This is a genomic window from Bacteroides caecigallinarum (assembly GCF_016901995.1).
Lineage (GTDB): Bacteria > Bacteroidota > Bacteroidia > Bacteroidales > Bacteroidaceae > Phocaeicola > Phocaeicola cellulolyticus.
In genome coordinates, this window is record NZ_JACJLE010000026.1 from 26,758 (window position 1) to 51,284 (window position 24,527).

Sequence of the window (24,527 nt, forward strand, 5' to 3'; positions counted from 1 at the left end):
AATTCAAAAACTCAAAAACGTATGTTAGACAATCTAAAGAAATACAATATTATTCTGGCATCAAACTCGCCACGCCGCCGCGAACTCCTCTCCGGTTTGGGCATCAATTACGAAGTCAAACTGATAAAAGGAGTTGACGAAAGTTATCCTCCACATCTGAAAGGAAGTGAAATACCTGAATTCATATCACGCATAAAAGCTGCCGCCTACCGACCGTTCATGGCAGAAAACGATCTTGTGATAACAGCAGACACAATAGTCTATGCCAATGGTGAAGTACTTGGCAAACCCAAAGACAGGGAAGATGCAGTAAGAATGTTGAAAATCCTGTCCGGACACACTCACCAGGTAATGACAGGAGTAAGCATCACCACACGAGAATTTCAGAAAAGCTTCTGTTCTGTATCAGATGTTACTTTCGACACACTGACAGACGAAGAAATAGACTTCTATATAGACAATTACAAACCTTACGACAAGGCAGGTGCATACGGCATACAGGAATGGATTGGTTTCATCGGAGTGTCAGGCATACATGGATCTTATTTCAATGTTATGGGGTTGCCGGTGCAGAGGCTTTATAGGGAGTTGAAGGAAATTTGATAAAAAATAAAGAAGTACTAATTCAAAACTTACTTATACGTTTCCAGTAAACCACATATATAATTGAAATTATTCTTTCTTATCTTTAAATAAAGACTCTATAAAATAGACAAGAAGATTGTGCAATTTATCACTGTGGTTTACTGGATAGTATTAATAAAAATACTATATCAGCATCTTATAAATTAATTATCAATCTAATATCATTGAAAATCAATCATTAATATTTATAAGATGCATAATCATTTACTTACCTTATCCAAATATGTTTCTGCTATAAGTTCCTGCTTCTTATATATTTTTATGCTAGGATTAGTCGAACGATGCCATATCTCACAAGAATACTCCTTATAAGCTACAGATTGACACTCATCATCATTACGAAGTACTTTTATATCGTTACACAAACTCATATTTTTTGTTTGCGAAGCTGTTCTTTTAGGCAATATAGCATATGCATATGCTGATTTTTTATCTAAACAATGTTTAATGATACATTTGAAGACTTTTCCTTTACTCCAATCATTTTTAAAGAAAGGATCTATTGCATCCCACTTACCATATTGCATTTCTTCTGTTACAACAAGCTCCTGATCAGCTGCACTAGAATGATCTAATAATATATAACCTCTTCCATCATGCCAAGCCCATTTCTTGCCATACTTTACATCACCAATAAGATTATTTTGTTCCAATGAAGTTTTTATATCTATAATGTCTTTATTATTACTATAGATATCTGATCCTAAAGCTACAACTAAATCTTTAAAGAAAAAGACTGATTTAAAGGCATGTAGCCCATCTCTGTTTAATTCCATGGTTGTACACATAATCTGATCAGACACTAATCCTCCAACATGTTTTGTCTTATTTTCTTTATCGTATCTATTATCGGAAACTTTAAGAGGTTTATTATCATCATAACTGGTAATACCTGGTATTGCTCTCCAATCCCAATGTGCAAAAATATTATCATACTCACTTCCATGCTGCATTATCAAAAGAGCCCCATCTGCAGAGAACCAAGCATTAGTGTTTTCTTTATTTGTAAATTCAAAACCAATAGTCCTCTCTGAATGCATTCTAATAGAAGCGTACCAGTCTTCAGTACGGTAAATGCCACAATCTGAACACAAATAATATTTTGCTCCGGTCAATGTATTCTTATATTTGTCAGGCATAAGATTCTCATTTGATATGTTAATAAACAAGCTACTATCTTTTTCTCCAACCATAGCCATATTTTGAGCTGCAACAGCAACGGAATAAGCCTTACTACGTCCACTGTCTTTAAAAACCTGCCTTCCGCAAAAGCTAGGATCCATAACGCCTTTGAATACACTCCAGCATATTCCTTCTTTCATTAAATTAGCAACAATATCGTATTCTTTTTTACTAAATGCATAAGAAGTACCTTGTAAAACGGCCAACAAGAATGAGACCGACTCAGCATAAGTCTGACCATAGTTTCCAAACTGAATTTGTGGACCATGCTGATGGAAAGACCAATCCTTTTGAATACCTTCTTTATCAGAAATAGATATTTCTTCTGCAATAAATTGTTTTGACATAACCAACAATTGTTCATCGTTTATCAAAAGAGCTTTCATGAGGTTATTCGCAGCCAGCCATACTTTGTTCTGACCTGTCTTTCCAAACTCTGATCGTTTTAACAAATCCAAAGCTCCATTTAACTGCATCGGTGTAATTTCATCCCTTATCATTAAAAATATAGCTGTCATTTTACGAGGTACACCAATATCATTATGCCACCAATTATCACTGGTTGGCTTTAACTTCATCCAAAAATTTACAGCCTTGTGAATATTTTCATGCATCTTTATATCCTTATACCACTTACTTGAAGGAGAGACATAAAGTTTTACCAATGAATAGAGACGAGTCAAATGTAGAGTCGGCTGCCATCTGCCTCTTGTTCGGTCCGTATAATCAATATCTGAAAAAGAGCCATTCTCATTTATCAAAGAAAACAAACGATTTACTTCTACGTCTGGTAAATGTACCGACATGTATAATTGAAGCTGTAAAACATCATTAGCCCTTCCATAATCAGAATATTTAATAAAATTGTCAGTAACCTTATCATTAGGAGAGTAATTGAATGCAGAAAGAGTAACAAAATTTTCCCTCACTTTATCCAAATTATTTTCATTAGAAGCACATACACTATGACATAAAGCCAGTGATATAATTGTTAGTAATATATTTCTTACATCCATATAATAGGTTATTTTTATTTGCACTTAGAATTATTTCTTAAACAACAGTACTTTTTTATGACCAATATTTCCTAAACGATCATTTTGCGGTAAATCAATAATAAAATTCTCTCCATTAAGTTCTATTGTGATTTGTTTAATTGAAGGATCCATAGTAGCATCAGATGCATATATCTGCATACTGTCACCTTCCTTATTCAGCATAACTACGCAAGGAGAAGAGACCTTCATTGAACAGTTATCCCAAAACAATCCGTTATTATTTGGATAAAATATTGCCTGGATAATATTCTTGTCTTCATTAATGACAGCCTGGACAAGAGTGTCATTCCTTAAGATTTCAAAAGGAAACTTAGTATTCGGCATACCATTTCCTGAATACACCACATATCCATATTTTTCGTTTTTAGGGTTCACACCATGCTCTGTCCAAATACGCAAAATTTGACTCTCTTCTGGAAGATTCTTTTTCTTAATATTACCAGGATTTAATTTACACCAATAGTTTTTCTTATTCTCAAGGGCCAAACTGATATTCCTGGTATATTCAGGAATTGCACAATATGCAAACTGTCCCTGTTGTTTTATCCAAACAAAGTCCTTACCTTTATTGTCTAAATGTATTATACTATCATTAACAAATCGTTCATCTTCATTTTGTATAATGGATACTCTATTTTTTAATGAAGTTTGATCTATTGTTGTACGAATAGTTTCATGTCTTCCATAATTATTATTTGTAATTCCAGCACCAAGTGCTATAAAATAATCTCCCAAAATAAAGTATCCTTTATATGCCTTGAATCCATACAATATATCATTCTTAATATGATAATCTCCTTTATCATTGACCCCTTCTTTATCCGATCCATTCATCTTTTCAAAAATAAAACCTGTTACCGCATTCTGTTTAGAATCAGTTGCAGCACCTGCAAAATTATGCTTGCTGCAATATCCCCTCCAATTAGTTACAGGAATAAGTTTATCCATTCCTTCACGTACAGTAGTACCAGGCAATGCAGTTACATCAAGCCCTCCAAGAATACGTTGATACTCATCTCCTTTTCTTTGAAATAACGTAACACCGTCAGCTGTATGAAAGTTATAATTATCGGCAAACAAAGCACTTTCCACTCCATCTGTTCTTACGGATGCCATATTGACTGATATATGACAATCCGATGTTTTCTTTATCAAATCATCATTATTGTAAAACCAGCGTATTCCGTTATACAACCCGAATTCATAATCTTCCATTATGATTTTGGAATTATCTACTTCATATTTAAGTTTTAACAGTTCTTCCTGCTGCTCTTTTGTAAATGAAGACATCCAGTTTTTTACTATTTTATTTAAGATATTCGAATATGGGATTCTCTTTTTCTCAGGTCTGTATTCATAAGTATAACGATTCAATCCTGGTATTACAAAACCGTTATAATAATACAAGCTACCACCTCTGAAATAATTCATAAGCGCTTCTGTATTTTCTCTCGTCAAACTTTTATGCCATGGTGTATCCTGTAATGTCTGCAATGTCTGCAAAGCGAAATCTATTCCACCCATCGGATAATCAAAAAGACAGCACTGCTTTCCATGTCCCCATCCGGCACCATCAGAAGTGAGCCCTTCCGTCCAAAAAGAGTCTTTATTTGTACTCTGGGAAGTAGAACTAATACTTCTCATACAAACCTCAGATACAATCTCTATCATAGAAACAGACTTCAACATTACAGCTACAGGCAGTAAAGACCTATAAGCTATACCATTTGCACCTACCCACCATACATGATTTCTAAAACGCTCAACAGAAACAACATTAATATCTGTCTCATCATTCCTCAACGGCTGTGTCCAAGCTTGCAATGCAACAACTTTCAACATTGTACATGCATCCATTAACAATTTATCTGCTTTTCCTTTCTCTGCTCTATCCATTTCATCAAGCAACGTAAAATATATATTTACAGCTGCTGTAGGAATAGCAAAACATGATGCATGAAAACGGGTTGATACATTAGGACGCTGTATTTCAATTTCGCCATAATGAATTATAGCTTTCTGTATTTTAGGAAATACTTTATCCTTCTCTGCACCTTGAAAACTAGAAGAAGCTGTTATTTGAAAAATTCTTTCAAAGGCTTCCCTTATAAATAGCCCGACTGTATCATTGGTTGTCAATCTACTTCCTGCATGATACATATCCTTTATTTTCTCTTCCATTGTCATCATATCAGAAAAACGTCCTTCAGAAGTCAATGAACTTAAATAAGAATTTATCAATTTAGTATCCTTATTTACTTTTATCCTATATGGATTTTCATGGTAATACGTACGTAATCTATCTAAGGCTCTTATTTCCGACGAATCACATGACTGAATTTCCCTATTATCATACTTATGATAATTATCAAAAGCCAATCTTCTCTCTATGTTTTGTGCATTTGCAAATAAGGAAAGACTTAATAACATATATATAGCATAATATCTCATGTTGAATATCATTTTATTGGTCTATTATAAAATTTATAAATTGTATGGCTTTCGTATTTTTTATTCACATCAAGCATTGTACTTGGCCATTCTTTTTTATTGGGACTGTCAGGATAATGCTGTGTCTCCAAACAAATAGCGGAATGCTGTGGATACCAAATACCATATTTCCCTTTTACCGTTCCGTTCAAAAAGTTTCCTGTATATATTTGTATTCCAGGTTCTGTGGTAAAAACTTCCATCTCTATTCCTGTTTCAGGACAGCTTAACTTGGCTGCCAATTTATTTATATCTCCATCTGTTTTTAAAACCCAGTTATGGTCAAAACCATTTCCATTTTTAATTTGCCCGTTATTAATGTCTATATTTGATGAGATAACCCTTAAAGATGAAAAATCAAATGGAGAATCATCTACAGGAGTAAATTCCCCAGTAGTCATTAAAGTTGAATCTATTGGAGTATAATATGTCGAGTTCACATACAATTTATGATCCATAACACTCTTATCATGATTACCACTTAAGTTGAAATAAGAGTGATTTGTCATATTTACGACAGTTGCTTTATCTGTTACAGCACTATAAAAAATATGTAATTCATTATCATCATTCAATCTGTATTCTATCTGGGCATTAACATTTCCAGGAAATCCTTGGTCACCATCCGGTGAAAATACGCTCATAACAATTGAATTATCATCAAATTTATCAACATTAAATGCTTTGCAGTGCCATCCTTTCTCTCCTCCATGCAAACAATGAGGATAATCATTTTGCGGCAATACGACAGTATCTTTATCAATTACAAAATGTCCATTATCTATTCTGTTTGCATATCTCCCTATTGTAGCTCCAAAATTATTAGGTACAGTTATATAATCATTTATATTATCAAAGCCCAGTACCAGATCCTTTTTATCACCACTTTTGCCAGGAAACAAAATTGAAACGATCCTGGCTCCATAATTGGTAATAAAAACCTCCATACCATTTCTATTACGCAGCTTATACAAACCAACATCAATGCCGTCAATACAAATTTGAAAGTTTTCTTTTACCAATGGGGTGAAACGATCTCCATTGTCAGTATTACAAGCTACAAAGAGCAGTGATATTATCACAATATGCATTATTAAACTTTTCATATAGCATAATCATTTTAAAGTTTCTCCTTTATTTTCAGGATTATAATAACCTTTTGTTCTTGACAGAAACTCTGATTTCATGTTTTTTGTCAATTTAACTTCTTGTTCCGATAAATCATTGGTTTGCCCGATATCCGTCTTCAAGTTAAACAGTGAAAAATCATCGACAATTCCTAGTTCATTACCAGTAAGGTTTCTTTTTTCTCCTTTATATGGCGGAATCAACATATAGTCTCCTTTCCTATATGCAAGTCTTCCCATTGCCTCAGTTATGAAACTTTTTCTACCTACAACAGAGTTTCCCATAAAAACACCCAGTAAATTCTCTGAATCCAAATCTTCTGGAATATCTGCATCAATCAAATCTGCAAAAGAAGCCAACAAATCCAATTGCGATACCAAAGCATCCGAGACAACTGGACTTATATGATTCTTCCAGAATACAAAGAAAGGAACTCTTGTTCCAGCCTCAAACAAGCTATATTTTCCTCCCCTCATATCAGCAGCTGGTTTATGGCCTCCCAACATCTCAACTGCACCATCCTTATATCCGTCATTCAACACAGGACCATTATCACTTGAGAAAACAATCAGTGTATTTTCAAGCAATCCTTTTTTCTTAAGGATACTTATCAGCTCACCTACACACCAGTCAGCCTCCAGCAATGCATCACCTCTTGGTCCCATACCTGATTTTCCTACAAACCTATGATGCGGCGCTCTTGGTACATGAGGCTGATGCAAGCCATAATATAAGAAAAACGGTTTTTCATGGTTGTTTTCAATAAAGTCCTTAACTTTACCAATAAAATAATCAGCCATATTCTCGTCAACCCACTTTGCAGAATTGCCACCTTTCATAAATCCTATACGTGGAATTCCATTTACTATTGAATTATTATGTCCATGCGACCAATGCATCTTCAACATCTCAGGATTGGAAAGTGCAGTAGGTTCACCTTCATAGTTCTTTTCGTAGTTTACTCTTATAGGATCATTCGAATCAAGTCCAACGACATATCCATTTTCTACATATACAGTCGGTACCCTGTCGTTTGTTGCAGCAATCAGGCATGAATAATCAAAGCCTATCTCATTTGCACCGGGAGTCACCTTTTTATTCCAATCAGCATTACCATTTCCCATACCCAAATGCCACTTACCTATTGCCGCAGTTGTATATCCGGCATTTTGAAACGTTTTAGGCATTGTAAACTGTGATTCTTTTATCAGTAATGGAGCATCACCTGGAAGTATTTTTGCATCCTTATTCTTCCATGGATAACATCCTGTAAACAACCCATACCTACTAGGGGTAGATGTAGCAGATGTTGAATGACCGTCAGTAAAACATACTCCTTGTTTTGCCAGATAATCAATATTCGGTGTAGAAATTGTTTTGCTTCCGTATGCGCTTACGTCTCCGTAGCCCATATCATCAGCCAGTATTACAATAACATTAGGACGGGCAATACTATTGTTTTGTCCAAAAACGGATGGCAATGATAATGAAATCATTGCCGTCGAAATTATTCCACCTTTTATTTTTATGTTATTCATAGCCATACTTTAAATCTACTTCACATTAAATTCATATGTATAATTCCATTCAAAACTTTCATTAGGCATAATGTTTATAAGGATTTTGGGTTCCGGACAGAAGGCTTTTTGCCATGACCAAAGGAAAAACGAGTTCACAGGAACATCAAAACCAACTTCGACAGACATTCCCGTTCTTTCATTTACTATCTTAAATGAATTGTCATTTGACAATACATTTATAGCCCCAAATGCCGGACTGAAGTCTTTTATATCCTGCACTATGTCTATTCTATCCTTTCCAAAAGACATTCGTTTCTTATTTATCCATTTCTCATTTGCCACATCTATATCTGAATTTATAAATATCATGGCAAAATTCTTATCATAGTTCTTATAATTAAACTGTATGAAATTATGAGAATACGTTTCTGTAAAAATCTTCTTCTTACCAATATTTGAGAGTTTATGCTTGACAATTAGTTTATTATCATCTATCAAGTAAACTTTTTCAAGTATGTAGCTATAACCTGTTTCTGACTCAAGTCTATGAATTATACTTATACCTTTATCATCTGACTTAATAGTACGCACTCCAGTATTAACAACTTTATATGGCTTTGCAAAATCGTATGGCTCATTATTTTCTTTCAACAATTCTCCCACACCTATTTTCACAAATTTTTCCCCTACCTTAGCTTCTGAATATCCAAAAGCCTCGGCAAAATGCTCAGCAAGTCCTGTTCCCCAATTTGGCACTAACGGATCATGTTTGCCAGTAGGTCCTCGTCCACAATAATCTTTCCATTGCTGCAGGAAAGTACAACCTTTATATGTCACTTGTCCCAGAATACTTCCCCAATCAAATCGTGAAGCCTTATAATAGCTGTTAACACTGTCAGGTAAAAACAGCATTATCTCCATATCACCTTTTTTTATACTCATTGAGGGATATTCTGATGCTTTCATAACTAATGAAAGCATCAGAAAAATATAACAAAGTGTATATCTATTCTTCATTTAAACATCAAAATTATAATATAACCACAATGTTACTTAGTCTTATTTATATAAGATTTCATTATATTATCCAACTCTATAATTTTATCAGAATATTTAGTATATATATTATCTTTCTGACTTATATCTTTCTTTATGTTAAAAAGTTCAGGAGAATCTTTTTCTTCTTTTTTCTTCTTTCCGGTATCAGGCAAATAGACCCAATCTCCTTTTCTTACTCCGGCTATACGTCCATACTTTACATACACATATTCATCAAGTAATTTGGTATTAGGATTATACAGGAACTCTGAAATATCCTTACCGTCAAGATCATAGTCTTTAGCATCACCACCTGAAATTTCCATTATAGTAGGAAATAGATCAACACTTGAAATTATTGCATCGCTTACAGTTCCAGCTGGAATATGGCCTTTCCATTGCATAATACAAGGAACTCTGACACCACCTTCGTAATAAGAGAACTTACCGTCTCTCAACGGATCTGCGCTTCCTCCTTCATCACCATATCTTAACCATGGTCCATTGTCTGAAGTAAACACTACTAATGTATTTTCTGCCAATCCGCTTTTATCAAGATAGTCCAATAAACGTCCCATATTCCAATCTATTTCCTCTACAGCATCACCATATATTCCTCTTTTACTTTTCCCTTTAAATTTATCAGAAACATACAATGGAACATGAGGCATGTTTGGTGTTATATAAACAAAGAAAGGTTTGTTCTTATTTTTATCTATAAAATCTATAGCATGTTCAAAATATCTGTTAGTTGTAGTTGATAGTTCACAAGGATATTCTATTATTTTATCTCCCTGAAATAAAGGACAAAGCCCCATTAACCTACTTTTTATTTTGTCTCTGTTCTTAGTTTCTTTCACAAATTTCTGGTCGCCAATGGCCTTCTCCATATTATAATTATCTCTAAAGAGAACATTCGGAGAGAACTCATGAGTATATCCTATGTACATATCATTGCTATAAGGAATACCATAATACTCGTCAAATCCCTGATCTGTTGGCATATGGCCTTTAATATCTCCCAAATGCCATTTGCCAAAACAGCCTGTTACATATCCACGTTTCTTCAAAGCCTCGGCTATTGTTATCTTGGCTGATGGCATCCCTTTCTCATCCGGGAAAAAGACATTCCTCACCCCATTCCTTGTATTGAACTGTCCTGTCAGCAAACCGGCTCGGGATGGACTTGAAATAGATGCAGCAGAATAGAAATCCGTCAACCTCATCCCTTCTGAACTCATCCTGTCAATATTGGGAGTATTTATTAATGGAGAGCCAAAACATCCTAAATCTTGATATCCTTGATCATCCGTTAACACTATTATAACATTTGTTGGTTTCTGAGCTAATACTACACTGGAACATGCCGAAGCCAATAATAAAATACTTTTTCTCATAATATCATATTTTAATAGTCATAATATCAGGTATATAAAATATACACCTGATATTATATTATTTAGTTATTTAAAACTTTACTTCTTTTTTCTTACCGGAATAAGAAACAACCTTCTTTTCACCTGTTGGCAATTCTACTGTAAATTTTCTTTTTGAAATCATTCCTTTGTATTTTCCGCTTCTATCTCCGATAACTAAAGTTTTTTCATCATCATTCCAAGAAAACTTTATTTCTGTATAATATCCGTTCTCATAATTGTAATTGTCAAACTCGTCCTCATACAAAATAAAATCACCGTCTTTTCCAGGATATACCTTTACAGTCAGATTATCCCATTTCTTTTGTGTAGAATACTGGACTTTAGGACCAAAAGGAATTATACTACCAGCTTTTATATAAAGAGGAATTGTAGCCTTATCTACATTACGGGTTATATATTCTCCTCCTTCTTTTACTTCATTAGTCCAATAATCATACCATTGAACACCCTGTGGTAAATAAATTTTCCAACTGTCAACATTATATTTTGTTACAGGAACTACCATTATTGATTTTCCGAACAAAAACTGGCTTCCGAGATTATGCGTATTCTTGTCTTCAGGGAAATCCATGAACAATGCACGCATAAATGTTCCGTCATATTTTGAGACGTTCCATGAAGTGCTATAAATGTAAGGCAATAAAGCATATCTTAAATTTATACACTTCTCCTGTGCATCAAAACACCAATCTCCTTTTTCACCAAAACGCCATATTTCTCTTGGTAATCCTGTTCCGTGACTTCTCATCATTGTTGAGAAAAGACCGAACTGCATCCATCTCAAATATAGTTCCTGATATTCCGGACATTTGGTTCCTCCCTGTTTATGCCATCCGTAAGCCTGAAATCCACCAATATCCGAGTTCCAGTAAGGCAATCCCATTAACGAGAAGCTAAGAGCAGCCGGTATTTGCTTTTCAAGATTCTCCCAAGTTGAACGCACATCTCCACTCCATGTTATTGATCCGTATTCCTGCTGTCCGACGAAACCAGAACGGGTCAATATAACAACTCGTTTATCTTTATTGGCTGCTTTTGTTCTGGTAGATATTCCCTTATTATGCAATAAAGAATATGCATTCTTAACTGTTTTATATGTTCCCATATAAGTTTTCAGCTCATAATCTTCCGGTTTTGGGAACATGTGATCCGGCTCTGTCGAATCCAACCACCATCCATCATTGTTGATATAGCTATAAATACCTTTGTTCAGAAGATCCCAATATATTTCGCGGGCTTTAGGATTAAACACATCATACGGTTTTACTCCTGATTTTGGCGGGTAAGATATAAAGTCCAACAACATTCCATTTTCCTCAAAAGTTTTACGCTGTGGACTATAAGGAGCAAAACAAGGCCATGCGACAATCATAAGCTTTGCATTCAGTTTATGTATCTCATCTATCCATTTCTTTGGGTTAGGAAAACGTTTTTTATCAAAACTGAATGAATTCCATATACTATCATTTTCATATTCCGGCCAATATCTCCAGTCCTGTATTATGCAATCAATTGGAATATTAAGATCCCTGTATTTTTTTAGGACTTCCAGGCTCTCATCCTGTGTTTTATATCTCTCTTTACTTTGGAAGAAACCGTATGCCCATAACGGTAACATATGAGCCTTACCTGTAAGTGTTCTCATCTGAGCTACTACACCGTCAGCAGTTTTGCCATACATAAAGTAATAGTCCGAACATGTTCCGAAACTTTCTAAAGAAAGGCCTTGCGGATTGTCTTCAAAATCAGAAATTGAATAGTTGTCAAAATATACACCATATCCTTTTATAGACATAAAAAAAGGTGATATTGTATTCATATTCTCATTCTGAAGGTGATGGTTCGAATTACGGCGGTTTAACCTATTGTCTAATATCTGCCCTAATCCATATATAGGTTCATCCTTATCCAACAGGAACTCATTGCGAACTACGTATGCATCTTCCGTATCAGGAGAAAGATTATTAGAAAAACTGGTTCCATAATCCTTGTCCAAAATCAGGTTCCTACCATTTTTATCCAGGAAACGTATTCCACCTGTTTTTGTATTTACTTTAACTATCAAGGCTGGAGAAGATATTTCTACCATACCGTCCATATTCTCAACATTTAATCCGACATTGGATTTTTGTAAATCTACTACCAGACTTTCTTTTCCACACGGCATACCTTGTCGGAGTTTTATGCACCCTCACAATATCATCAGTATAAAACTCAATTTTAAAGTCCATACCTTGTGTTACGAAAGAAATACCGTTATTTGTTTTCTCAATATTACTGCCAGCCCATGCAATATTGGGTAAAAGCGCACAAACAAATAATAATAATTTAAAGTTTTTCATGTTATATTCCTATTATAAATCAACATTAAAAGTGTAAACATATTCCCAAGAAGCCTTTTTACCAGGCTCTATATCAATCATTACCCTCGGTTCTGCACAAAAAGCACGTTGCCAAAACCAAACACAGAATGATGAAACTTTCTTGTCCAAGGACATTTCTACAGATATCCCGGTCTTTTTGCTATGTAATCTAAAATCTCCATACCCTGATAGTACATCCAAATCACCAAAACAAGGAATGAAATCATTTATCTCAGATTTTACATTAATTACATTCTTATTTAAGGAAATCCGTTTTACAGTAGTCCATTTATGTTTTGATATATCAATATCATTCTTTAAGAATGTCAAAGAGTAATCTGGTCCTATATTACTATAGTCCAACTGCATGAAGTTATGAGAATAAGTTTCTGTAACAATCTTCTTTTCTCCTATATTCTTCAATTCATGTCTTACTATTAGATTATTACCATTAATAATATACTCTCTTTTAAGTATATATCCGTAACCTATTTCAGACTGCAAACGATGTCTGAGCACAATTCTGTTCTTTTTCTTATCTACTTTCCAGTCACCATTATCGAGAATCTTGTATGGTTTGGCAAAAGAATATTTTGAGTCATCATCCTTAAGCAATACCCCAACTCCTATTTTAACAAAGCTGTCACCAGGTTTAGCTTCATCATACCCTTGCGGTACAGTAAATTCTTCCGACAAGCCTGTACCTGTATTAGGTACCAGAGGATCATGATCTCCTTTTGGAGGCCTACCTGAATATCCTTTCCATTCTTGCAAAAACGTTTTCCCCTTATATTTTATTTGTCCCAATATACTTCCCCAATCAAATCTTGAAGCACGGTAATAACCGTTATCTTTATCAGGAGGAAATAATAATATCTCCATATCTGATTTTTTTAAGGTAACAGATGTATATTCTATTGCGTTAGAAAGATTCGGCAACAAAATAATTACCAACAATATAAATAAAAACTTTCTCATACTATTTCTTATTTTTTGTTTAATTCTTTCATCCTCAATAACGCCTCAAGATAATAATAATCAGCATAATTCAAAGGTACGTCTATTTCATTACCATGAGGAAGGCTTCCTACAGAGTGCATTAATATGAAATTGCCATTTTCCCCTAATTTGGCCTGATAGTCAGCATTAGACAAAGACTTTAAAATATAATCAGCCTTAACAATATAATCATTATTACCTGTATATCCAGAAAGTTCGTAAAGAGCAGATGCAGTTATTGCTGCAGCTGATGCATCACGAGGCGCATCAGGTATATCAGGAGCATTATAGTCCCAATAAGGAACCATATCTTTGGGAAGGTTTTTATTATTGAATATAAAATCCGCTATTTTCACAGCTTGATCAATATACTTCCTGTCTCTTGTATAACGATAACAAACTGTATATCCATAAAGTCCCCACGCCTGTCCACGAGACCAAGCTGATTCATCAGCATATCCTTGCGCAGTTTGTCTACTGCGAACCTCACCTGTTTCAGGATCGTAGTCAACCACATGATATGAACTATTATCTTCCCTAAAATGATTCTTCAAAGTCGTATCAGCATGCTTTACTGCTATGTCATAATATACAGAATCACCCGAAATCAATGAGGCTTCAAAGAGTAATTCCAGATTCATCATATTGTCAATTATAACAGGACATTCCCATCCACGTTCCTTTTGCCATCCTCCATTTACATTCCAGGACTGTATCACACCTGCATTAGGTCTGAACCTGGTTGACAATGATTTTGCCGCCTGAACTATAACAGGTTTATAATCTTCTTTATCTGCAAAACGTATTCCAGCCAGATATGGGCATCCAACCATAAAGCCTAAATCATGTGTCGTTGTCAAATATTGTAAAGTATCAAGACTCTCGGTAAACTTTTCTGCTTGCACCTTCCATTTTTCATCACCTGTCAATTTATAGGTCATCCATAAATTTGCGGGAAAAAATCCTACACACCAATCTCTTATAGGAGTATAATAAATACCTCCATCCTTTATTGTTCTTGGGTATAATATTTTCCCGGTCTTATTTATTTCTTCAACCTGTAATTTTTGTTGCTCAGCTACAAAAGTTACATTCTTTTCAAAAAAATCATTATGGCCTGTTTCTTTTTGAGTACACGATGTTAATCCCCCTAATATACAACAGACATAAGCTCCTAAACATATAATTTTATTATTCATAATATAAATAATTATTTAATTGTTGTTGTTTTCAGTTACAAATGAAGATACAGGCATACCATTTACACCGAACAGAGTACCTTCAACATAATTTTTATAAGCATATCGAACAGAAACAGGATTCTTCACACCATCATTCCAAACCTCTACAGATTTTCTATTGACAATACGAGCCTCAGCCGGATAAAATATTCCATCCTCACCAGCTATCTCAAAACTTTGCAAAGGTTTATAGTTTGATGTTATACCCAAAGGGGCTCTTTCAAATGAAATAACAATCCTATTTCCTTTTACCTCATGCGACTTATATCTTGGAGACTCGGCATATATACCTTTTATATTATATGTCCTCGACAATGCCATATATGCCAATCTGCTTCCAACCTCTTTCTTTTGAGAAGGATGGATGCATGTCTCATTACCAATATCCATCGTAACTACCATACCGACATTATCAATTTTCTTCTCACAATTATACTGAGCTTCTCTCAATAAGGCTGAAACTATTGCATCCTTATTCCCATAATTATATGGAGCTATTTGTACATAATAGAATGGTAATTTATCATTATTCAACTTAATACGCCAGTCTTTTACAAATGACTGAAAAAGGGATTCATATTGAACAGCATCATATCTGTTTGATTCTCCCTGATACCATATCACTCCTTTAAAAGTATACATCTTTATTGGATTGATCATTCCGTTATAGAGCATAGAGGCTACAGAATGAGGATTCTTTACTTCAGAATTATCTGTCAAATGATTTTGTGAAATTTCCGGATATTGTTTAAGAACTTCGGAATCCATCCACGACTGTATAGCAGAACCACCCCAACTTGAATTTACCAATCCTACAGGCACATTCAAAGAGCGCTGTAACTGAAGCCCGAAGAAATATGCAGTCGCACTAAAGTTTGCTACATTCTCGGGAACATTAATCATCCATTCTCCAGGACAATCTTCAAGTGATACCTTTGAAGGGTTTCTCTTAACAGTAAAAAGACGTATAGGAGTTGATGCTGTAGCATCAGCTATCACTTCAGAAGAATGCTCAACAGGCTGTCCGAAAAAACCTTTCATTGGCATTTCCATATTTGACTGTCCGGAGCATAACCACACTTCTCCTAAAAAAATATCATTAAGTTCTACAGTATCACCATCATTTATGACAATTTTATAAGGTCCACCAGCCTTCGCTGTCTCAATTATTATTTCCCATTTTCCTTCAGAATCTGATTTTGTTTTGTAAACCTTATCATTCCATGATGTAGATACCTTTATATCCGTTTTCTTACTTGATGTACCCCATAACTTAACTCTTGTCTGCTGCTGTAACACCATATTATCTGAAATTATAGATGGTAATTTCACTTTTGCAATTAATGCAACACAAAAAACAGAATATAATAGAAACAATAAAAATCTTTTCTTTTCCATAAATTATATCATAAAAATTTATTTTAAATACTCATGAGCTAAAACCAGGAAAACACTGGACGTCCACGTATAACTGACATCTCTTAATGCTTCTCCGGTTAATGCATCAAAATTTTCAGCAAACCCTGATTTCATACATGTATCACAGAAACGTTTTGCTATTTCTTTTGCCAGTTCTACCTCTCCGCATTGTTTCAATCCGTCTATTACTATCAGTGTAGTAGGAGCCCATATGGGACCTCTCCAATAGCCGTCAGATTCATAAAGTAAACTTTTGGGACTTTCAGATGCTAAGCCATAAGGAGTAAGTAAGAAACCTTCCTTTTTCAAATCCGAAATCATTTTCTCACGTATATTTTTGGGCAGCCTTTTTCCTAAAACTATAGGTAAATAACTCATTAGACTTTGACTGTTTGGATTAACCTCATGAGTACCTGTTCTACGAGTTATAAATTTCTCTCCATTCCAAAATTCTTTTATGAGTCTATCAAGCATTGTTTTGCTGCATTCATTCCATTTCTTTGCCGCTAAACTATCAGATAACTTTTCTGCCAAATCTGACAGGACTTCCATTTGTAATACCAAAAAAGCTGCCAGATCAGGACCTTCAGCAGGCATTCCAACATCAAAACAAGTACCGTTATCCCAACCCGAATCCATTCCATGATAATATTGTGGAAGTCCATTTCCATCATCATCACGACAATTCAACCAGTAGTTGGTCCAGTTTGACAATTTATTATAGACTTCTTCCAGTTTATCTTTTTCAGGAACATATTGTTGTAACAATAATGATAAGGTCCATCCATGAATTGGAGGTTTCTTAACTGTCCATAATTTATTGTTTGCGCCAATATAATCAGGTAAAGCCCCGGTCCGATTATCCTGATGGTCAAACATAATCATAAATTGATCCCATGATAATTTGGGATGACTGTAACTTAATCCCAATGCATTAAAGCAATGGTCCCAACTCCATATATAAAGCATAAATCCTTTAGACATAGACATACCATATCTGGTGATATTTCCTCTTGGTTCATACATACAGGACCAACTCATATAACTTGCCAGTTTACGTCCTTCTTCATATTCAGGACTTACAGATGCTATCTTGTTTTCCCATTCACTATATTCTTTTTTCAATCTATCCAGAATTATCTCTTTGGATGTTGTATAGTGTTTAGGAATCCAATCACCGAAATATTGTTCAACAACAACTTCTATCTTCCTTTTACTGTCCTTTTTTAATAAAAAGCAATTATTATTGTAGCTCAATATGCCTGATTTTACTGTAATTGCTATTCCTTTATCACGGACTATAAATGTATTATTATATTGTCCATTCAAATGGAATACATCTTCTTGAAAAGGAAATGAATATGCGTTACCCTCAAATCTACCTGAAAATTGTAAATCTAGATTATCTGAGCATATATGAAGAACTTGAGGAGATTCAAAAAAGATGCTTATATTTCCGTCTTTCGTCTTACCCCTTAATTCGATTGGAGTTGCTGTATAATGTACTTTTTCATGTTTATTATTGACATTTACCAGATTTATCTGAAACAAAAGTTTATCCGCCTCTCTGCCTTTTGTCAAATCTGTCAATATAAGAGAATCTGTACCCAATACATCATCATAACTACATAAGAGAGACATGTGTGAACCAAAACAGCTAAAAGGATTTTTATACAGATTAAAAGTAAAATCCGATGTTTTGGATATAGCAGCCGATACCTGTAAATTATTGTCACATGAAAATGAATTAATATGGCTGTTTTTACTTGATAATCTTCCGCAAAAAGCTACCATTAAAAATATGGTTCCAAAAACAACTTCTTTTTTCATATTCTAATTTTAAAAAATATGTTCAATCACTTAATAGGAATAAATGAATATTCAAAAGACCATGAAAAATCTTTTTCCGGCAAAACTTCTACCATAATCCAATGCTCGGGACAATATGCATTCTGCCAGAACCAAAGTCCTATTGAAACTACAGGTTCCGAAGATACCACTGTTACAGACATGTTCGTTCTTGAATTAAATAAAGTGAAATTGCCAATGGGTGGTTCCAAATCAAGATTGCCGCAACAACGCTTAAAATCATCTAATGGATGATTTACATATAATTCGTTATGTCCGAATATCATTCTTTCCTTATTAACCCATTCAATATTCTCTGGTATCGAAATTTTACTGTTCAAGAAACGTAAAACCATATCAGAGTCAGTCTTTCTGTAATTAAATTGGAAAAAATTATGAGAAAACATTCTGGTCTTAATAACTTTCTTCCCTTTATTTTCCAGTCTATGATTTACTATTAATTTATTACCTTCCAGTTTGTATTCACGTGTCAGGATATAATGATAACCGATATCTGTTTTCAAAGAATGAATTACTTGAATACTATTATTATCAAAATGTAATGTTCTCTCTCCTGCATCTATTATATCATAATATTTTGCAGGGTCATATTCGGAAGCACCATCTTTTTTCAATAGTCCAACACCTACCTTTACAAAATATCCGTTATTCGTTTTATCCTCATATCCCTGTGGATCATTAAATTCTTCAGCAAGTCCTGTTCCTGTATTAGGTATCAGGGAATCGTGATTTCCAACCGGCGGTCTTCCACTATATCCTCTCCAATCCTGCAAAAACGAACAATCCTTATACTCAATCTGTGCCAACATGCTTCACCAATCAAATTTTGAAGATCTGTAATAACCTTTATTATTATCTGGCAACAGATACGTAATTTTCATATCACCATTATATAAAACATGAGTTGGATATGTATCTGCAAATACTAACATCGAATTTATCAATGTAACGAATAAAAAGACGAACTTTTTCATATCCAGTTTTTTTTATTGTTATAAAAACACAAAATGAATTACATTACAGACAATTTGATAAAATACATCATATTGGAACGCCAATCAAGATCAAGTTCAAACAATCCATTATTCAATTCTATACTAAATACTTCAGGTTTTATTCTTGACACTTCCTTTAAAGCCTCAATTTGTTGTAAACTCAACTGAGAAGGTCTTCCCATATCTATATATATCGAATTTGCATCACAATGTCTATAACCAACTTTGTAAATATAAAGTATATATTTACCATCTCTGACTCCATCAAGCTTTAATTGAATTTTACCCTTTGATGTATCGGGCCTGTCTTTTATAAAATAACTTCTGTTAGTATCAAACTTTTCAAATTCAGGCATTGTAAAATCATAAATTAAAGCTGCATAGTTTCCTTTTTCATCTTTTGTTATCCAAGATGATTTGTCTGAATTCTGGATTTCAGATTTGTATAACTTATTTAAAAATGAATATGCATAAAAAGTAGGTTTCTTTATACTATGCCAATTTACCAGACCAAATCCACCATGGAACGCGTCTCCTACAGTACCGGCTTCTTCAAATATATCAGTAAAAGTCCAATATGACATTGAAGTAACATAATCTTGACTCTTTCTCAATGTATTCAAAATATATGTTGCATTTTGATAGGTATCATGTATAAGGTCATGACTGGAAAAAGAACTGCTAAACTCGGTATAATGAAGTTCCATATCTTTTTTCCCTAATTCTGTCATTGCATTCCTTACTTTGGATACATCTTTTACCATACAGTCATAATCAGAATTGAGTCTCAATTTTTTTACTCCATACTCATCGAAAAAACCTTTCAAACCATAGGTATGAGTAGAAATAAAGTCCAATGGTATTGTATTTTTATCACAAAATTTTATCATATCCTCTACCCAGGCATTACCAGCGGTAGCAGGTCCTCCAACTTTTAGTTTATCCGAAACCTTTTTTTACCGCAGTCGCAGCTATTTTATACATTTCGAAATAATCATCTTGGGTTCCTGTAAAAAAGCCTTTATGGTTAGGCTCATTCCAGATTTCAAAATACCATTTCTTTACTTCATCTATTCCATATCTGTCAACAAAATGCTTGACAACCTCATATATTAACGAAGCATACTTCTCTTTATTAGATGGAGGGGTCTTATTACCTTTCCACCAAAAAACAGTCTCCTCGCCTGATTTTAAAGCATCCGGCATAAAACTCAGTTCCACAAAGGGTCTGACGTCTATACTTAACAGGAAATCATAAAGTGCATCTATATAATGAAAATTATAAACAGGTTTCCCATTCTTTTCTTTATACACTCCCATATCATCGTGCAGAAGTCCATGAAAACGGATATATCTAAATCCGCATTCTTTTTTAATTTCTGCCAATTGTTTCTGCCATTCCGCTCTTAAGTCTTCATGCGCCCTTCCTGCTCCTACACAAAAATTATAATATCTGGATATTGGGGTTGATTTATTTACATCAACATCTATTACTCTAATGTTTTCTGAATGGATTAAAGTTGTTAATGTAAGTACAATGAATAAAAAAAATATTCTCATATCATTCTTTATCTTTTAGTTCAACATTGAAAATATTTTTAGAGTTAGAAGGCAATTTACATTTGAATCCAACCCTTAATGTACCTGGATTATCCTGATCATAATAATGAACAGGCTTATTATCCCAAATATTCATTTCAACAGGTAATTCTGAGTGAACAGTCATAATCATCTCTTTACCATCCTTTTTCAATAAGATTTGATTCTTATTTAATATCGTCGCTTCAGCCGGAGTAACCATTACCCACATTACATCAGCTACAGAGTCATTAGTTTCAATTACATCTTCAATATTAAGTACATCATCTTTATCAAGGGTTATTTTTCTTATTGAACTTTTGACACTTTGAGAGAAAATTGAACTCAAGTCCACTTTTGCTCCTTTCAAATTATCTTTCATGTAAGTCTCCACAATTGGAGGATTCCCGTCAACCAGATGATGTTTCCCGTTTATGGTTAAAGTTGAATGTCCTGTATTGCCGTAACGGAATACATCCCATCTTTGGCCATTTTGAGATGAGTTCCATAAATCAACACCTTCCTTTTCTAAAGAATAATAAGACTGGAGTCCCAGTTCCATTGACCATCTTACACCATTCTTTTCAAAAACGAATGATCCTGCATCCATATGCCCGTGTGGAGCTTTTGCTGAACCACCGACTATACCTAAATAAGTATCATCCGGATTATCCCAACCGCTTCTATAGACATACAAAGGTTTTATTCCACGGCTAAACCAAAAATTACCAGAAGGCTTTTTTATTTCATCAATTGCTATATCTTTCGCATTTATCAAAATATTAGGTAAAAGCCTATCTTTTGATAAATGATTCTTTTTTTCATTTAATTTAGGTAATTCAAACCACAACAAAGAGCTATCACCTATTTTTTTAGCAAACCAGAACAATGCCTGATTAATTCCTACAGAGGAGCCAGCATCAGAATAATTATAGCACTTTCCTGAAGGAGCCAATGTATATAACAAGAAATATGCCGATTTCATAAAGTTTTTATCTTTAGTCAGACCATAATCTGTACCTAATGCAGATTCTAATGCAGAAATCATTATAGCCTCATATCCAGTACCATATCCCCAATATGCAGAACCCTCCTGATATGCACCGTCAGGACCATATGCTTCCATAGCCAATGGAACACTTTCTACAGATGATTTTATAATTTTCTGTGACAATTTCGGATTTTTTTCATAAATGGCTAATGCTCCCATTACCAGACCAGCATTACATACCTGATTCCAGTTATTCGTCCTTTTATAGAAACCATTATATCTGTCGTTTTTGGCATGAGTAAAGCCTTTCTCTATAATAGCTTTTTCTATCAAATCCAAAGTTTCTTTTGAAAGAGCATCATATAGCCAATCGTAACCTATAGAAACAGCCATTAACATATCTGCGACATCTAAAAAATGTTGCGGATTCCAATCTTTGAATTTACATACAGTTATTAATTCTTTTTCTGCTCTTTTCAAATATCTCTCATTATTTGTCAATCTATAAGCATATGAAAGATAAAAAACACGTTGAAAAGCTAAATTAGATTTAGCCAGCAGTCTTTTTCCCTGTAAAACATGTTCTACAGGAGGCTCATTTATAGCCTTATTACAATAATCTATAATCGCATTATGTACTAAAGCCATATTAACATCCTCATTAATCATTTTTTCTATTTTTTTTTCTTCATCTGCCTTTAATAGTAAACGCGGATGAGAAGCTATATTATCTTGAGAAAAAACATTAACAGATGATACTATAGTAATAATTGTCAGTAATAATCTTTGTAAAAGCATATTCATATCATATAATAGTTAAACAATCATTCTTTTACAGTAACTTTAAATTTAAATATATCATTTGATGACAAATCAGCCGTAAAACCAACTCTTACAGTTCCTGGGTTATCCTGATCATAATGATGGACAGGTTTATTATCCCATATTTTCAGATTAATATCTATAGGCGCTTCAACGTGAAATCTCATCTTTTTTCCATTTTTAGATAATTCTATTATATTATCCTTTATTATTTTAGCCTGAGCAGATGTAACCATTGTCCACATTATTTCTGCATTATTGTCATTTGTTTGAATTTCATCAATAATATTTAAATCATCATTTCTATCAAGATATACACTTCGTAAGACATTATTTACATCATCACCATACAACGATGTCATATCTATTTTAGCGCCTTTATAATCTGATTTTTGGTAAGTTTCAATAAATTCAGGATTGCCTGTTACCAAATGTTTTTTACCATTTATAGTGATTGTAGTATGACCTGTATTTCCCAAACGGAATACATCCCAACGTTGACCATTTTGTGAGCTATTCCATAAATCAACACCTTCTTTTTCCAATGTATAATATGATTGAAGTCCAAGATCTATAGCCCACCTTTCACCTTTTTTTTCATATACAAAAGATCCGGAATCCATATGTCCATGTGGTATTGATGGTGAACCTGCAACCACACCTAAATAAGAATCGGTTTTATTAGACCAACCACTTCTATATATAAATACTGGTTTAATGCCTTTTCCTGAAAAAAATTTTCCTTTTGGTTCTTTTAAATTAGCTAAATCAATATCTTTAGAAAAAATTAAAATATTTGGCAATAAACGATCTATATCATTGCCAGTATATTTATTCAATCTTTTCAAATAATAACATTCATACCATAGCAATGATGTATCTTTGTTTTTTGATGCAAACCAATACATAGCCTGATTCAAATCAATTTTTCTACCAGAATCACAAAAATTATAACACCATCCAGATGGAGCAGTCATATATAACATAAAATAAGGTGACTTCAAGAAACCATAATTGTCAGACAATCCAAAGTCTGTCCCTAAAGCACTCTCCATTGCAGCCAACATAGTAACTTGAAATCCTGTTCCATATCCCCAATAAGAGAATCCTTCCGGATATATTCCATCAGGAGAATAACTCTCCATAGCCAAAGGAACAGTCTTAACAGCTTTATCTATTATATAATCTGACTTTTCTTTTTCTTCTTCATATATAGCTAAAGCAGCTAAAACCAAACCTGCATTACAAACTTGATTCCAATTATTTGTTCTATCATAGAAACCTCCTATCTCTGCAGTATTAAAAGCTTTCTCAACTATCGCTTTTCTTAACTTCATTTTAACATTTTCAGATAAGTAATCGTAAAGCCAATCATAGCCTATTGCTACAGCCATTGCCATTTCACCAACATCTAAATAATGAGAAGGATTCCAATCCTGAAAATTACACACAGCTAGCAACTCTTGTTTTGCACGCTCTGCATACTTTATATTTTTTGTCATTCTATAAGAATATGATAGAAAATATATTCGTTGTAATGCAATTCTAGAAACAGCCAACAAACGTTTACCCTGCTTTATCCTATTAACAGGAGACTCGCCAATAGTTTTATCAGAATATTTTATTATATAATCATGAACTGTTTTCATCTGTTCATGCTCAATTATCATCATCTTTATTCTGTTTTCTTCGTCTCTTTTCAATAAAAGTCTAGGATGACTTTCTATTGGAAATAAATTATTCACAAAAC

17 protein-coding genes are annotated in these 24,527 nt (G+C 33.9%); 1 reads left to right on the forward strand and 16 read right to left on the reverse strand.

Annotation, left to right across the window (positions count from 1 at the left end; genetic code table 11):
* The first annotated feature begins 21 nt into the window (after window positions 1-21).
* Complete coding sequence (locus H6A61_RS08300) at window positions 22-603, forward strand: Maf-like protein (RefSeq protein ID WP_154044650.1); 582 nt, start codon at window positions 22-24, stop codon at window positions 601-603.
* Between the two features lie 242 nt (window positions 604-845).
* Here H6A61_RS08300 and H6A61_RS08305 read toward each other — a convergent pair whose 3' ends face one another.
* The 16 genes from H6A61_RS08305 to H6A61_RS08380 all read right to left on the reverse strand — a co-directional run.
* The gene (locus tag H6A61_RS08305; protein ID WP_204392783.1) at window positions 846-2,843 is read right to left on the reverse strand and encodes a polysaccharide lyase family 8 super-sandwich domain-containing protein; all 1,998 of its coding nucleotides are present in this window, start codon (window positions 2,841-2,843) and stop codon (window positions 846-848) included.
* A 30-nt stretch (window positions 2,844-2,873) separates the two neighbouring features.
* Window positions 2,874-5,336, reverse strand: coding sequence for a polysaccharide lyase family 8 super-sandwich domain-containing protein (locus tag H6A61_RS08310; RefSeq protein ID WP_239469154.1), 2,463 nt, complete (start codon window positions 5,334-5,336; stop codon window positions 2,874-2,876).
* 8 nt (window positions 5,337-5,344) lie between these two features.
* Entirely contained in the window at window positions 5,345-6,481 is a 1,137-nt protein-coding gene (locus H6A61_RS08315) for an aldose epimerase family protein (RefSeq protein WP_204392787.1), read from the reverse strand.
* A 9-nt stretch (window positions 6,482-6,490) separates the two neighbouring features.
* Entirely contained in the window at window positions 6,491-7,999 is a 1,509-nt protein-coding gene (locus H6A61_RS08320; protein WP_346342336.1) for a sulfatase family protein, read from the reverse strand.
* 57 nt (window positions 8,000-8,056) lie between these two features.
* On the reverse strand, window positions 8,057-8,965 hold the full coding sequence (locus tag H6A61_RS08325) for a hypothetical protein (RefSeq protein ID WP_204392791.1): 909 nt from the start codon (window positions 8,963-8,965) through the stop codon (window positions 8,057-8,059).
* 107 nt (window positions 8,966-9,072) lie between these two features.
* Window positions 9,073-10,458: a sulfatase family protein gene (locus H6A61_RS08330; RefSeq protein ID WP_204392793.1), complete on the reverse strand. Its 1,386-nt coding sequence runs from the start codon at window positions 10,456-10,458 to the stop codon at window positions 9,073-9,075.
* 70 nt (window positions 10,459-10,528) lie between these two features.
* On the reverse strand, window positions 10,529-12,667 hold the full coding sequence (locus tag H6A61_RS08335; protein WP_239469155.1) for a glycoside hydrolase family 31 protein: 2,139 nt from the start codon (window positions 12,665-12,667) through the stop codon (window positions 10,529-10,531).
* A 187-nt stretch (window positions 12,668-12,854) separates the two neighbouring features.
* A complete protein-coding gene (locus tag H6A61_RS08340; RefSeq protein ID WP_204392795.1) occupies window positions 12,855-13,841 on the reverse strand; it encodes a hypothetical protein in 987 nt (328 codons plus the stop codon).
* 8 nt (window positions 13,842-13,849) lie between these two features.
* Window positions 13,850-15,061: a glycoside hydrolase family 88 protein gene (locus H6A61_RS08345; protein WP_204392797.1), complete on the reverse strand. Its 1,212-nt coding sequence runs from the start codon at window positions 15,059-15,061 to the stop codon at window positions 13,850-13,852.
* Between the two features lie 15 nt (window positions 15,062-15,076).
* A complete protein-coding gene (locus H6A61_RS08350) occupies window positions 15,077-16,405 on the reverse strand; it encodes a sialate O-acetylesterase (protein WP_239469156.1) in 1,329 nt (442 codons plus the stop codon).
* Window positions 16,406-16,519: 114 nt separating this feature from the next.
* Window positions 16,520-18,352 carry an amylo-alpha-1,6-glucosidase gene (locus H6A61_RS08355; RefSeq protein WP_204392801.1) on the reverse strand — a complete coding sequence of 611 codons (1,833 nt, stop codon included), beginning with the start codon at window positions 18,350-18,352 and terminating at the stop codon, window positions 16,520-16,522.
* Between the two features lie 26 nt (window positions 18,353-18,378).
* Window positions 18,379-19,200, reverse strand: coding sequence for a hypothetical protein (locus tag H6A61_RS08360; protein WP_204392803.1), 822 nt, complete (start codon window positions 19,198-19,200; stop codon window positions 18,379-18,381).
* A 203-nt stretch (window positions 19,201-19,403) separates the two neighbouring features.
* A complete protein-coding gene (locus H6A61_RS08365; protein WP_430746796.1) occupies window positions 19,404-20,276 on the reverse strand; it encodes a GH39 family glycosyl hydrolase in 873 nt (290 codons plus the stop codon).
* Between the two features lie 49 nt (window positions 20,277-20,325).
* Complete coding sequence (locus H6A61_RS08370; protein ID WP_204392805.1) at window positions 20,326-20,946, reverse strand: GH39 family glycosyl hydrolase; 621 nt, start codon at window positions 20,944-20,946, stop codon at window positions 20,326-20,328.
* Between the two features lies 1 nt (window position 20,947).
* On the reverse strand, window positions 20,948-22,759 hold the full coding sequence (locus H6A61_RS08375; protein WP_204392807.1) for a DUF4962 domain-containing protein: 1,812 nt from the start codon (window positions 22,757-22,759) through the stop codon (window positions 20,948-20,950).
* Window positions 22,760-22,779: 20 nt separating this feature from the next.
* A partial coding sequence (locus tag H6A61_RS08380; RefSeq protein ID WP_204392809.1) for a heparinase II/III domain-containing protein occupies window positions 22,780-24,527 on the reverse strand: 1,748 nt, incomplete at its 5' end.

Coding starts and splice junctions, on each gene's coding strand:
- H6A61_RS08375 (WP_204392807.1), bottom strand. CDS start 22,759: ATGAATATGCTTTTACAAAGATTATTACTGACAATTATTACTATAGTA.
- H6A61_RS08325 (WP_204392791.1), bottom strand. CDS start 8,965: ATGAGTATAAAAAAAGGTGATATGGAGATAATGCTGTTTTTACCTGAC.
- H6A61_RS08345 (WP_204392797.1), bottom strand. CDS start 15,061: ATGAATAATAAAATTATATGTTTAGGAGCTTATGTCTGTTGTATATTA.
- H6A61_RS08310 (WP_239469154.1), bottom strand. CDS start 5,336: ATGAGATATTATGCTATATATATGTTATTAAGTCTTTCCTTATTTGCA.
- H6A61_RS08320 (WP_346342336.1), bottom strand. CDS start 7,999: ATGATTTCATTATCATTGCCATCCGTTTTTGGACAAAACAATAGTATT.
- H6A61_RS08300 (WP_154044650.1), top strand. CDS start 22: ATGTTAGACAATCTAAAGAAATACAATATTATTCTGGCATCAAACTCG.
- H6A61_RS08365 (WP_430746796.1), bottom strand. CDS start 20,276: ATGATAAAATTTTGTGATAAAAATACAATACCATTGGACTTTATTTCT.
- H6A61_RS08340 (WP_204392795.1), bottom strand. CDS start 13,841: ATGAGAAAGTTTTTATTTATATTGTTGGTAATTATTTTGTTGCCGAAT.
- H6A61_RS08350 (WP_239469156.1), bottom strand. CDS start 16,405: ATGGTGTTACAGCAGCAGACAAGAGTTAAGTTATGGGGTACATCAAGT.
- H6A61_RS08330 (WP_204392793.1), bottom strand. CDS start 10,458: ATGAGAAAAAGTATTTTATTATTGGCTTCGGCATGTTCCAGTGTAGTA.
- H6A61_RS08315 (WP_204392787.1), bottom strand. CDS start 6,481: ATGAAAAGTTTAATAATGCATATTGTGATAATATCACTGCTCTTTGTA.
- H6A61_RS08355 (WP_204392801.1), bottom strand. CDS start 18,352: ATGAAAAAAGAAGTTGTTTTTGGAACCATATTTTTAATGGTAGCTTTT.
- H6A61_RS08360 (WP_204392803.1), bottom strand. CDS start 19,200: ATGTTGGCACAGATTGAGTATAAGGATTGTTCGTTTTTGCAGGATTGG.
- H6A61_RS08370 (WP_204392805.1), bottom strand. CDS start 20,946: ATGAGAATATTTTTTTTATTCATTGTACTTACATTAACAACTTTAATC.
- H6A61_RS08305 (WP_204392783.1), bottom strand. CDS start 2,843: ATGGATGTAAGAAATATATTACTAACAATTATATCACTGGCTTTATGT.
- H6A61_RS08335 (WP_239469155.1), bottom strand. CDS start 12,667: ATGCCGTGTGGAAAAGAAAGTCTGGTAGTAGATTTACAAAAATCCAAT.